This is a genomic window from Paenibacillus silviterrae (genome assembly GCF_030167925.1).
Lineage (GTDB): Bacteria > Bacillota > Bacilli > Paenibacillales > NBRC-103111 > Paenibacillus_G > Paenibacillus_G silviterrae.
Genome location: NZ_JASKUT010000002.1, coordinates 655,221 through 668,312, shown reverse-complemented (window position 1 = coordinate 668,312; position 13,092 = coordinate 655,221). Strand labels below are relative to the sequence as shown.

The following is a 13,092-nucleotide window of genomic DNA, read 5'->3' as shown; positions in this document are numbered from 1 at the left end:
GCTGCACCTATCGAATGACGCGATCCCACTTGGCAAGCCGATCGATCCGATTCGTCCATATGGCTCCGTCGAAGCCCCTAGGCAATCTCTTGACATCCTCCAGGGAATCGAAGCCGGAGGAGAATTCCGTCCCGTTCCCTCCGGTGACAATAACACGAACATCGGACTCTTCCATCCGCTGCAGGAAGCGGTTAGGCCAGCCCCATAAATACGGAGCGATCTCTTCGGGTATATGCAGCTGCCTCCCCTGACAGCTCCCCGGTATGTATCCGGTCCAGCCCAAGGCGGCATACGGAATGAGGCAAGCCTTCATCGTTTGCTTCGACATGGCCCGCACGGAGGGCAGCTCCTCGCGAAGCGACGCGATCGGCCGGTCTCCGCCATATACCGTTATCAGCTCTCGGCGTTCCTCCGAAAAGATGGACAAATACCGTGCCAGATGTCTGCCCTCTTCGGGATCGTTGCTTTTGACGTGCAGCAGCAGCGAATGCCGCGGAAAATGCTCCATCACCTCATCCAAGGAAGGCATCAGTCCGATTCCCTTCCCGCGAAAAGGATACGTTTGTCCGCCGTCTGCCGTGTAGCCGTAGCCGATATCCAGCTGCTTCAGTTCAGCCAGTGTATAATCCCGGGTTGTGCCCTTCCCGTTCGTCCGACAGTCGAGCGTCCAATCATGGAATACGGCAAACTGGTTGTCTTTGGTGATGTGAATGTCCAGCTCTACGATATCCGCCCCGGCCTTAAAGGCTTCTTCCATGGAAGCAATCGTATTCTCTAAGTATGGATGCTCCGGCGGATAGATGCGCTCAGCCGTACAGGTATCCCCCGTAATGCCTTCCATGGTGAAGGTTTGCGCCATTCCCCGATGAGCCAGCAGCAGTGGCGTGCCCTCACGGTCCGCGGCCAGCAAGGAGCTGTTATTCAAATAAACGAGGAGAAGCAGCAGCAGTACGATCTGAACGCTCCTCTTTTGGAATAAACGATAAATGAAGTTCATCTTCTCCCTCCTTGTTCTATACCTATTGTAGCTGATCTCACAAGGCGGAAGTACTGATAGATCCCTGATGGATCCCTTACGTTGATCGGAGCTTCCCCCTTCGCAGGCTCGTAAGCTATAATAGAGCTGATAGATACGTTAAGAGATTCAAGAGATTAGGAGATCGACGAATGGACATCGCCCAAATACGTATTGACCTTATTGAGGAAGATAAGGATCAGCCGAGATATCAATTTGACGAGGAGTCTCTCGAGGAGCTGGTCAAGAGCATTGAGGAGCTTGGACTGCTTTCTCCGATTAAGGTAAGAACGACGCAGGACGGACGTTATAAAATCATCTACGGCAACCGGAGGTACAAAGCCTGCCTCGCGCTGGGTCTGCCGACGATCCCCTGCATCGTCTCGAACGTTACGGATGAAGTGGAAATTTATTTGGAGCAAATTGCCGAGAACTTAACGAGAAGCGGCTTCACCCCCATCGAGGAGGCGGAGGCGTTCCATAAGCTGCTGAACGATCCGAAATTTACGGCATCGACTAAGTTTTTGGCCAGTAAGCTGGGCAAGCCGGAATCGTACATAAAGAACAAGCTCGATTTACTCAAGTTCGGCACGGCGGTCCGCAAGCTGGTCGTCAGCGGGACGGAGATACGGAAAGACAGGCTGACCGAGGATCAGCTGCTGCCGATTAAAGACCTGCCGCTCGAGCATAGGGATCCTTTGGCCTTGATCATCGCAAGGGATGAGCTGCCCGTAAGCGATGTGAAGAAAATTGCGAAGCTGTTCAAAGATAAGGAAATTTCCGCCGGCACGAAGGACAAGCTTCTGTTGAAATCAGGTCCGGGACTTCTGGAGACCTGGTCGGTATATGAGCATAACAAGGCGGAACGGGCCCGATCCCAGGAGGAGCCGAAGCCCGCGGCGGCGAAGAAGGGAAAATCCGAGCAAAGCGCGAAGGAAACCGAAGCCACGGCTGCCCTTCAAAGCGAAGCACCGGCAGCCACGCCTATCGAAGGCGAGCTGCAGCAGCTGCTTGCCGCCCTCCCGGCTTATAGTCCCCTGCTGGAAGAGGTTGCGCAGTCCTGTGCCCGGGTGCAGCATAGAGACGAGTTTGTGGCCGGAGTCGACCGGCTGATTACAGATTTGGAACAACACCTTGCGGAGTGGAAAAGCATTCGGGAGCGGATGAAATAACTCAATAAAAGAGGCGGGAGCTACCCCTAATAGGTAGCCACCCCGCCTATTTGCATGCCGTCTACTGTGCCCCGAAAGACCCCATGGTCCGGCTCCAGTCCGCGTGGATAGCCGCGAGCCGGTCCTCCAGCCGCATTTTATCAGCATCCACGGTATGTCCTTCGCTCTCATACCAGTTCAGCATCATCCGCAGTCCCTCATTCAGCGAAATCGTGACCTGAAAATTTGGAATATCCCGTTTCGCCTTCGAGTTATCGAACAGACCCGCGTAGCTCTTCTCGTAATTTAGGTGGGCAAACATCCCGGGATCCGCCTTCATCAGCAGCTCCGTCGGCAAATGAACGATGTTCGGCTCGATTCCAAGAATGCGTCCGAACTCCAGATATAAATCGTCCCATACCCGGTTCTCCTCACTCGTGGCATGATAGGCCTGACCGTAGGTCCGCTCGTTCCCCACTGCTCCCACGAAGGCTTTCGCCAAATCCGGGGCAAAGGTAAAGCTCCATGGAAGCTTGCCGTCCCCGAACATCACCAGCGGGAGACCATTGCGAATGCGATGAACAATGTTGTAATTTTGCCTTAGTACGCCCAGGTTCGCCGCTCCGATGCCATACGTTAATGAAGGCCGGATGATGGTTATAGCGGGTCCATCCTTCCGGCTGAGTCCGTTCAAATATAACTCCATTTGAGCCTTCTCATAGGCATAAGGGAAACCAGGATCATCGAACAGCAGCTCGTCGTCTTCGCGAACAGGTGTGGTACGGAAAGGTCGCTTATACGCGGCTCCGGTGGAACAAAAAATCAGCTGAACAGCACTTCCGCGGAAGGTATCCACAGTAAGGCGGGCATCCTGTTCGTTAAAGCTGATCATATCGATCACGACATCGAAGCTTCGTCCCGACATTAACGCGCGGAATGCCTCCGGTTCCGATTTGCTCCCAACCAGCCATTCGTAACGCTCCGGCTGCGGCAGGCTCTTCGAGCCGCGGTTGAAGATCGTCACCTCGTGCCCGGCATCAAGCAGCTGCTGCGAGATTTGACTGCTGATGACACCTGTACCGCCCAAAACCAACACTTTCATTAGCTCGCCACCCATCTTTAGGATTTGGATTGCACACGTGTGCAATCTTCTCCTTCTATTGTACCATGCGAGGTCAGGGATGGGAACCGGAACATCATTCAAGCCGTTGCCTAACTCCTGTACATCCGTCGGAATAGAGCTGTCTCCCATATCCTGAACATCCTTACCGTAGATGCTGAAGGCCGGCAATCTCTTCTGGTTATGAGCATTCAACGGGAGGTCCGTTAGAATGCTTTAGGTTCTCACTTAAAAAAGCGCGCAAGCTCTCGCCATACCACAAATTCGGATGGATTCATCGTGATCCTCCTATCGCTTCTCACAGCAATTCTTTGGCTTCCTGATCCAATTGAGCCAACAGCTCACCAAGCTTCTTAATCTCGTCTCCCGGAATGTCCAGCTGCGGAGCTTTCATGACACCGGCGTCAATTCCTCTTAATTTCAGCGCTTCTTTAAAATATGACATGTTGCTTCCGCTCTTAACCGCTTCACAATATTTGGTTGCGAGCCGCTGCAGCTTTCTCGCCCTGTCGAGATCGTTCTGCTTGAAGGCTTCATAGACCGCTACGAACGGCTCCGGATATACGCAGGATACCCCTGATACAACTCCTTCACAGCCCATTGCTAATGCCGGCAAAAACAAACGGTCGGCGCCAGGCACTACGGAAAATTCGCCGTCGTTTATCGTCAAGTATTCGTTTACTCGTAAGAAGTCGGGGAAGCTGTATTTTAAGCCGATGACGTTAGGGCATTGGTCGGCGATGCGCTGAGCGAGCTCCGGCTTAATATCGTTGGCGGCGCATTGCGGGATGCTGTAAAGATACATCGGGAAATGCTCCGGAATGCTCTGAGCGACGTTCAGGTAGTATGTCTCCAGCTCCCGGTCGCTCGCTCCGAAAAATACAGGAGTCACAACACCGACTCCGTCTGCCCCAATCTCATAAGCGTGCTTGGCTAAAGCGATTGTATCGTCTTCGTTCATAGCCCCCACATGAATATAAACCGTCACACGGCCGTTGGCTTGTTTGACAACCGTTTCCGCAACAGCTTTCCGTTCCTCTACGGACAACCGAAGCATTTCACCGGTTGTGCCTAACGGGTACAGGCAGTGGACGCCCTTCGAAATTAAAAAATCGGTAAGATTCGCCACCAGGTCAAGCCGTACCTTGCCATTTTCGTCAAACGGGGTCACCATCGCTGTTGTAACTCCATGCAAATGCTTCATTGTTCTCCATCTCCCATGTCCATTTTTTTTCATATGCCTGTTACTTCCCAAAGCGTTCAACTTCTTCCAAGGTCGGAAGAGATTCCTGCGCCCCATGCTTCATTACTGTTAAAGCGGATACTTTGATTGCCTGCTTTATGGCAGCATCCACATCCTGCATTTCCAATAAACCGGCAACGAAGCCCCCGATAAAGCTGTCTCCGGCGGCCGTCGTATCTTTAGCCTCCACTTTACAGGCGGGATATTGCTTGATCGAATCCCGCCCCACATAACAGCAGCCCTTATCCCCTAAGGTAACGATGACCGCTTGGACTCCTTTATCTATAAACTGCTTTGCTGCATCCCGAACCCCCGAATGATCCGAAATATCAACCCCTGTCATACTCAGGAGCTCATGCTCATTTGGAATCAAATAATCGACCAGCTGCAATATTTCATCGCTGAGCTTTCGGGCGGGCGCGGGATTCAGAACCGTGGTTTTCCCTAGCTCCTTGGCTAAACGAAGCGTATGCTCAACCGTTTCCAAAGGGACCTCCAATTGAAGCACCACAAGCTCGCCCTGTTCTATGATATGCTTTTGGCTTTCGATATCGCCAGGGGTCAAGTCATTGTTGGCGCCAGGTATAACGACGATCTGGTTATGCCCCGCACGGTCAACTGTGATCAGGGCCAATCCCGTCCGTCCTTCCGAGATCATAATAGGACCGGTATGAACACCTGAGAGCCTTAACGATTCAAGCAGCCCCTCCGCGTAAGCGTCCGAACCGAGCTTGCCGATCATCGCAACCGGCGTTTGCAGCTTGCCGACCGCCGCCGCCTGATTGCCTCCTTTGCCTCCCGGGACCTCGGATACGCGCTGCGCCAGAAGTGTTTCTCCTTCTTTGGGTAAGTTATCGACGCTTACGACCAAATCCATGTTTAAGCTTCCTACTACGATTACTTTCGAACTCATCTCGTTATCACACCCTCAGCCAATTAAGAGGCTCCTTGCCTGCGAACACATCCAGCAGCGCTTGTGCCGTTACCAAGCCTACCTTATGATACGTTTCGAAGGTTTCGGCAGCCGTGTGCGGGGTGGAAACCAAATTACCCAGCTGAAACAGGGGATTGTCGGCGGATACGGGCTCCTTCTCATATACGTCAATCGCCGCTCCAGCAATGATTCGGTTATGAAGAGCATGATGAAGTGCCTTTTCATCGACAAGCGCCCCTCTCGCCGTATTGACGAAATACGCGCTCTTCTTCATCATCGCGAATTGCTTCCCACTCATCATATGGTACGTTTCGGGAAGGCTGGGCAGATGCATGCTGACGATATCGCTTTGCTGCAGCACTTCGTCGCATTCGACCATCTCAATGCCGAGCTCACGCACCTTATCCGCATTGGGATACTTATCGTAAGCGATGATGCGGACGTCAAAGCCCTGCAGCTTTTTCGCCACCATCTGGGCAATGTTACCGAAGCCGAGCAGGCCGACTGTTTTACCGATTAGCTCCGCCCCGACATACCGATCCCAGTAACCGCGTCTTGCCGATTGGTGCAGGGTCGGGATGTTTCGCATAACGGATAAAATTAACCCTACCGTGAGCTCGGCAACCGCATTTGCATTGCCTGCCGGTACATTGGTCACTTTAATCCCGTACTCCTGCGCTTTGGCAAGGTCGATATTATCGACGCCAACCCCGAAGCGGGCGATCGCTTTTAATCGGGGGGCTAACTTGAAAACATCTTCATTCCATGTATCCACGCCTGCAACAACGCCGTCGATATCCTGCACCAGCTCCTTCAGCTCATCAAACGTGTGAGGCCGGCCCACCTTGTTTTCTACAATCTGTACTCCATGGCTTTCGAGCAATTCCTTAGCCTCTGTACAAAGAATCGAATAATTGGTTGCCGTCACGAGCACTTTTTTCATATCGGACATCATTTAACTCCTCCTACTGTCATGCCGCTGACCATAAATTTGGATGTAAACAGATACATAATGATGACCGGGATCGAAGCGAGGATGGAGCCGCCCATAAGAGGTCCCCAAGCGAACACATCGCCGACGATCATATCGGATAAGCCGAGTGTAATCGTCTTATCCACACTTTTGGTCACAACGACTAAAGCATATAAATACTCACTCCAACAGAGCGTGAAGGCGAAAATAAAGGTGGCTGCAATGCCCGGTGCCGATAAAGGAAAAATAATGCTGAGCATCGTGCGAAGCCGCGTACAGCCGTCGATCATGGCGGCCTCCTCAATCTCGGTCGGAATGGATTTGAAATACGAAATTAACATCCATGTGGCATACGGAACCGTAATGGTAGGATAAATCAGCATCAGGCCGTATATGGAATCGTTCAACCCGATCGCAGACACCAGCATGTAAAGCGGGATGAACAGAACCGCCCTTGGCATCAAATAAGCGTACAGGATTCCTTTGGACACGAACGCCCTGCCGCGAAAGCGCAGCTTGGAAATGGCATAGGCCGCAAGCATGCTGATCACAATCGAAACAAGCGAAACAATGAGAGATACCATAACGCTGTTTTTTACGTTAGCCAGGAAATTTTTCTCGCCCACAAGCTTCTCGTACGCGCCCCAGCCAAAATGCTTCGGCCAGAACGTCGGCGTCATGCTGTAAATCTCCGATTGCGATTTAAACGACGTGTTCAGCATCCAGTAAAGCGGAAACAAAGCAAAAATCAGCAGTACGATAAGCGCAGCGTAGACAATGATCTGCTTGCTAATTGAAGTCTTCTCCATTACTATCACCTACTCTTTCGACAGCGAACGCTTCGTAACGATGTTGATAAGCATGATCAACGGAGGCATCGTTAGAATGGCTATCGCAATAGCTTTGCCTAAGTTCATATTTAAAAATCCGATCGTATAGCTAAGCGTTGACAGCACTTGCGTACCGTTCGATGGACCTCCGCGAGTCAGCAGCCAAATGATTTCAAAATCATTCAGTGTCCAGATCGTCGTCATCACCGCGGCAAGTATCGTAACCTCCTTGACCGAAGGCAGGGTCATGTAGAAAAATCGCTTAATCGCACCCGCTCCATCCAGCATAGCCGCCTCGTACATTTCCCTAGAAATGGTTTGCAGTCCTGCCAGTATCGCTATACCCATAAACGGGATGCCCCTCCATACATTCACCAATATGACCGAAAACATCGCCAGGTCAGGGGTCGCGAGCCATCCGACAGGCTGCTTTAACATCCCGGTTTTCATCAACATATAATTGAGCACTCCGCCCACATCCGAATAAATCCATTGCCATGTAAAGACGGAAACAATCGTTGGAATCGTCCATGGAAGGAACAGCAATACCCGGAAAACATTGCGAAATATGATTTTCTCATTAAGCACCAAAGCCATGATCATACCAAATACCGTTTTGCCGGCTACGGCGACGACTGTAAACAAGAGCGTGTTCCATACCGCTTTCCAAAATAAGGATTCCTTCATCAGATCGATATAGTTTTTGAACCCGATAAACGTTGCAGGAACACCCACAACCTTGTTCGTAAAGCTTAAATAGACCGCCCATCCGAAAGGAAGCACCATGACTGCAAGTAGATAAAGAAGCACAGGGCTCATCAGCACATAAGCAAGCTTGTTGTCTTCATTCGATTTCAATCCGCATCCCGCCTTACTTAGTAGACTTCGGTATGACCGAACGCGCCGGCCACACCGAAGAGCGATTATTATTTTTTGTTATAAGTTTCCTCAATTTTTGCATGCAGGTCCTTAACGGCGGCCTCGGGCGTATAGCTTGCTTCTAGAAGAAGCTTTTGGAATGCGTCGTTTACTAAGCGTAGATTGAACACTTCACCGGCCTTGGGATTGTATTCGCCCGGGTACCCAAGGAAGGAAAAGCCTTTAACCGAATCGACGAACGCTTTATTCTTAATGTCCTGCCATACCGGCTCACTTGTCAGCTTGCTGTAGACCGGGCCTGTGAGCGGAGCACCCTTCTCAATCCAGGTTTTGTACCAATCGGCCGCTACCATGTAGGAAACGAACTTTTTAGCCAATTCCTTGTTCTTGGAGTCTTTAAAGATACCGAGATTGTTGCTGATGCCCGGAATAAACGTTCCCTTAGGGCCTGCCGGGTAAGGAGCGATACCTGTGTTCTCATAAAGCTCCGGGTTATCCTTCTTGATCGTTCCAAGCAAGCTGCCCACATTGAAAATCATCGCGGACTGGCCGCTCAAGTAAGATTTGTTGTTTCCGGCATCATCCCAGCCAACCGAGCTTGGTGGCGTACTTTTGTCCGTTAGGAAAATATCCCGGATAAACTTCGTTGCTTGAACGGTCTCCGGTGAATTCGCAATGACCGTTTTACCGTCCTTGGTATCGAACGAGCCGCCGAAGGACCAGATAATTCCGCGGGTTAAGAACTCGGCGTCCGAGTTTCCTTTGCCGTACCCGAGTCCTGCGCCGTATACCCCTTTGCTTGGATCCGTTAACGACTTGGCCATTGTTCTGAACTCATCCCACGTCTTAGGCGGGTTATCGAAGCCGGCTTTCTTGAGCAGGTCTTTGCGGTAATAGAGCACCTGCGTTTCCGTCCAGAATGGAATCGCATATTGCTTGCCCTGGAAGGTAACCGCCTTCTTCATGCTCTCTTGAATTTCCCCATTGGCGCTTTCGACCGTTTTGACTAAATCGCTTACATCTTCGAGAACGTTTTTGGCGTAGAATTGGCCGATCTCTTGATAGCCGAAAAAGGAAACGTCCGGGACCGTGGACGATTCGATCGCCGCCGACCACTTCGGATAGAAATCTTCATAGGCGATAAGCTCGATGTTGACGTTCACGTTATTTTCAACGCCAAACTGCTTGGCACGCTCTTGAATCAGCTTGTTTTGATCATCAAACAGCTGCTTCTTCATCCAGAACGTAAGCGTGCCCGCGGGCTTCGCGTTACCCGGTTTCCCCGCGTTTCCTGCCCCTTCCGTGCTTCCTCCACTGCTGCAGCCTGCTGCAAGTGATGCCAGCAATGTGACGGATACTGCATTCGATACCCATTTCTTCATGATTGTTAACCCCTCCTAGAGCTTGTTTCGTATTACTTACACTTATTATTGTAGAGGGTAGGCGTGCCGCTTTATATGACAAGGTTTTAACTTTACGGATACTATCTTAACCATTAGATATGGTGAATTACGTCCGCCTTATCGAAGAAGTGCAAAAAAAAACAACCTGCCTCAAGCGAGGGGTTGCAGGTCTAAATATTCAGTTGCCCTCCTCCAGCTTCAAACGGTATTCCTGCGGAGTCAGGGAATAATATTTCTTAAACACTTTGTTAAAATAGTTTGGATTTTGATAGCCTAATTGCAGGGCGATTTCGTAATTTTTTAGCGACCGGTTCGCCAGCATCGAGGCGGCCAGCTCCATTTTCAGCCGCAATATATAGTCGCTGAGGTTCTCTCCCGTCTCGAATTTATAAATCCTGGAGATGTGAACGGGATGCATATACATATAATCGGCCACAGCCTGAAGCGATACGTCCTCCGTTAGGTTCCTCTGAATATACTGCTTGATTTTTTCAACTGCATGCTCACGGTCGTTTCTTGTTTCGCTCTCCATACTGGTCCGCATAAGACGTAATGATTCAAACGCCCAGCCTTCCAGCGCCTTGATGGATCGGCAAGCCGCCAAGCCCGCAACGTCGGAAAGTGCCGGTCCGAGCATAGCGGCCAATTCACAGCCATTCTTATGGGCGAACGAGCTGAAAGACGCATAGACCGAGAAAAATACTTCGATCAGATGCTCCGAGGAATCGGCCCATTTGCGGTTCAGCTCTTGAAAAATGCTAGAGAGCTTTTCCTCCGCCGAATCCCAGCTCGCCGACTCCAACAGGTGAACGAGAAGAGGCGGCTCGTAAAGCCGCTGCAGCGATTGAACGGGTTGCCGCTCCAACTCCTCCGACACGTAGATAAATAAACCGCTTTGGCTGCCGATGCGTCTCCTAAGCGAGTAAAGGCTCTCCTGGTAAAGCGTGTTCACATCGATGGGAAATTGTCCCCGCTTGCTGATTAGCACCGATACCGTCCCTTTAAGATAATGGTTGACGCTTAACTGCAGCTGGGAGGCCTGCTGCTGCAGTTGATGCTCGAATGCTTCTTTACCGGTTAGCTCCACCGTTTTCTCTTCCTTAATCGTAACCAAAAACACTAAAAATCCATGGATGTCCTTACACGGCCATAATTGGAAATCATCTTCAAATATTTCCTCAGCCATGTTCACAACGGCATATTCCATCAAGGAAAGACTGTACAAATCAAGCTCCGATAGCTTCCCTTCCATGCGGACCAGCATAAGTGCAAAGCTCTCGTCAGCCCTCATGCGGACCTTGAGCAGCTCCATCTTTTCCTGCAGCCTTTGCGGTGATAGCTTCATCCCCTGGAGCAGATCATTCAACAATTCACCTCGAAGCCTGGGCAGACTTTCCTCGAATGCCTTCACTACTTGCTGATAGGATTGCAGCTCCTCCCTTTCCTTCTTCAATAGTGCGACAAGCCTATCTACCTTATCCAATATGTCCCCGTCACTGATCGGCTTAAGCAAATACTCGTAGGTATCATGCTGAATGGCTTGTCTTGCATATTCAAATTCTGCATGTCCCGTCAGCAGAATGCATTTCAGTTTTTTCCAGCTGCGCCGTGCTCTCTCAAGCAGCTCCAGGCCGCTCATGCCGGGCATGCGGATATCGGTAATTAGGATATCAATCGTATTGGTTTGTAAGATCTCAAGCGCTTCAAAGCCGGAATACGCTTTAAATACGGAGACGATACCGATTTGCTGCCAAGGCAAGGTATCGGCAAGACTGTCCACTACAGCGGCTTCGTCATCTACAATCAATAATTGGAACACGTCAAGTCTCACCTTTCTTCATCGCATTGCCTTGCTCCTCCCATGCCATTACAACACGAAATCCGTTCATGGATGATTGAGCAAAGCTTAATCCGGACCGCCCCTCAAACAGCTGCACAAGCCTTTGGTGAATATTCCAAAGACCGCAGCCTGTATCTTCTTCGAGCGGCATAGCGATCTCCCTCTGAAGCTCTGTGATTCCTTCCTTGGAAATACCCTGTCCGTTATCATCCACGATAATGCGATGCAATCCGTTTCCGGTTTCACCGGTAATTTGAATGATGCCGAACTCCGGACTATTTTCGACTCCATGAATGACCGCATTCTCTACAAGCGGCTGAAGAAGAAGACGCGGAATTTCCAAATCCAGCATCGCTTCAGGGATATCAATCTCGTAGTGAAACCTCTGCATGCGCAGATTTTGAATCGTCAAGTAATTTTCTACGAGCTTTAATTCTTCCCGAAGCGTGGTCATGGTTTTTTCCGTGCGGGTCGTGTATCGGTAATATTCCCCCAAATTTAATGCCATCGCGACGACCGCTTCTTTCTCCCCAAGAGTGGCCATGCTTTTCATATAAAATAAGCAATTATACAAAAAATGCGGATTGATTTGTGATTGCAGCTGCTTTAAGGTCGCTTCCTTGGAGCGCAGCGTTTCTTTATACACCTTTTCAATAAGCTGTTCAATTTGTTCGGCCATTTCGTCGAAGCTGTTAAATAGAAAATCGAACTCGTTGTTCGGCTGCTTCTTCAGCCTTACGGAATACTGGCCGTCTTTAATTCTCTGAACGCCACGGATCAATAGATGGATGGGTCTCTGAACGTTACGGTAAAGCAGCAGAGTGACCAATATGCTCAATAGCAGAAGAAGGCCCACAATCAGATAAAATAAGTTGCGGTTTAAGGTGATCGGAGAATAGATTTTTTCAAGTGGAACAAAGTCGACCAAATACCAGCCCAAGCTTTCGGAACGAATATAATTGACTACATATTTTTGACCGTTCATGGAAATGACTTGGCTTCCCTGCCTTTCAAGCGTATACCCGTCCAGCTGTTCGATGACGCCTTTTACCTTCCCTTGATCGGCTGTACGGTTCGTAATCGGATCCTGTCCCTTCATAAAGAAAAAGGGGTCGGTATCTCCACCTTGCTTTAAAAGGTTGAGCATATTTTCGATGTTATCATCGGCAAACCGCACCTCGACCAGTAGATTGGACTGATCCGATTCTCGGAGACGGGAAAAATAGCTTTGATTCTCCAGCTTACGATGCGACCATCTTTTGAATTCGGAGTTCCGTATATAGTCCTCGTTATACGTAACGGAGTAATCCGTCGAGACAACTTCTTGTGTATCGGTTACATATAGAATAAGCTGATTGTTCCAGCTGCTGGTCGCAATCTGCATATTTAGCATTTCCGAAATACGCTGCTGTCTCTGGACTTGAACTACCGGTGAGCTTTGACCTCGTCCATTCAAATATTCCATAATGCTGTAATCTTTACTGGCAATTACGGAATATCTTGTTAACTGCTCTATCATCGATTCCATTTGGCTCATAAAAAAAGAAAGACGGTTGCGATTTCCGTCCTCAACCGTTTGCTTTACGACATTTACACTTACTTGATGAGAATATCCGTATAATAGGATTATCGGAATAAGCAGGCATATAATCAGCCCAATCACCTTTCCGAAGGTCGTCGTTTTTATGTTCATGGGGCTTGTAC

The 13,092-nt window shown here is 49.9% G+C and carries 11 protein-coding genes and 1 pseudogene; 1 reads left to right on the top strand and 11 read right to left on the bottom strand.

Translation table 11 applies throughout. The annotated features are described in order from the left end of the window. Positions 1 to 7 precede the first annotated feature (7 nt). On the bottom strand, positions 8 to 997 hold the full coding sequence (locus tag QMO62_RS26435) for a glycerophosphodiester phosphodiesterase family protein (protein WP_284645494.1): 990 nt from the start codon (positions 995 to 997) through the stop codon (positions 8 to 10). Between the two features lie 170 nt (positions 998 to 1,167). Between QMO62_RS26435 and QMO62_RS26430 the strand changes: the two genes are divergently transcribed. Beyond that, the gene (locus tag QMO62_RS26430) at positions 1,168 to 2,187 is read left to right on the top strand and encodes a ParB/RepB/Spo0J family partition protein (RefSeq protein WP_284645493.1); all 1,020 of its coding nucleotides are present in this window, start codon (positions 1,168 to 1,170) and stop codon (positions 2,185 to 2,187) included. Positions 2,188 to 2,248: 61 nt separating this feature from the next. Here the strand turns inward: QMO62_RS26430 and QMO62_RS26425 are convergent, their stop codons facing one another. From QMO62_RS26425 to QMO62_RS26385, 10 genes and pseudogenes are all read right to left on the bottom strand, one after another. Next, positions 2,249 to 3,268: an NAD-dependent epimerase/dehydratase family protein gene (locus QMO62_RS26425; RefSeq protein ID WP_284645492.1), complete on the bottom strand. Its 1,020-nt coding sequence runs from the start codon at positions 3,266 to 3,268 to the stop codon at positions 2,249 to 2,251. Positions 3,269 to 3,394: 126 nt separating this feature from the next. After that, a pseudogene (locus QMO62_RS33450) lies at positions 3,395 to 3,481 on the bottom strand (hypothetical protein); the annotation flags it as partial. 103 nt (positions 3,482 to 3,584) lie between these two features. Beyond that, positions 3,585 to 4,490, bottom strand: coding sequence for a dihydrodipicolinate synthase family protein (locus QMO62_RS26420; protein ID WP_284645491.1), 906 nt, complete (start codon positions 4,488 to 4,490; stop codon positions 3,585 to 3,587). A 40-nt stretch (positions 4,491 to 4,530) separates the two neighbouring features. Next, complete coding sequence (gene rbsK, locus QMO62_RS26415) at positions 4,531 to 5,442, bottom strand: ribokinase (protein ID WP_284645490.1); 912 nt, start codon at positions 5,440 to 5,442, stop codon at positions 4,531 to 4,533. Between the two features lie 7 nt (positions 5,443 to 5,449). Further along, positions 5,450 to 6,415: a phosphoglycerate dehydrogenase gene (locus QMO62_RS26410; protein ID WP_284645489.1), complete on the bottom strand. Its 966-nt coding sequence runs from the start codon at positions 6,413 to 6,415 to the stop codon at positions 5,450 to 5,452. After that, positions 6,415 to 7,245: a carbohydrate ABC transporter permease gene (locus QMO62_RS26405; protein WP_284645488.1), complete on the bottom strand. Its 831-nt coding sequence runs from the start codon at positions 7,243 to 7,245 to the stop codon at positions 6,415 to 6,417. The genes QMO62_RS26410 and QMO62_RS26405 overlap by 1 nt, the downstream gene beginning before the upstream one ends. Positions 7,246 to 7,254: 9 nt before the next feature. Then, entirely contained in the window at positions 7,255 to 8,124 is an 870-nt protein-coding gene (locus tag QMO62_RS26400; protein WP_284645487.1) for a carbohydrate ABC transporter permease, read from the bottom strand. A gap of 68 nt (positions 8,125 to 8,192) precedes the next feature. Continuing rightward, entirely contained in the window at positions 8,193 to 9,527 is a 1,335-nt protein-coding gene (locus QMO62_RS26395) for an ABC transporter substrate-binding protein (protein ID WP_284645486.1), read from the bottom strand. Positions 9,528 to 9,726: 199 nt separating this feature from the next. Further along, a complete protein-coding gene (locus QMO62_RS26390) occupies positions 9,727 to 11,367 on the bottom strand; it encodes a response regulator transcription factor (protein ID WP_284645485.1) in 1,641 nt (546 codons plus the stop codon). A gap of 1 nt (position 11,368) precedes the next feature. Further along, entirely contained in the window at positions 11,369 to 13,081 is a 1,713-nt protein-coding gene (locus QMO62_RS26385; protein ID WP_284645484.1) for a sensor histidine kinase, read from the bottom strand. Positions 13,082 to 13,092 lie beyond the last annotated feature (11 nt).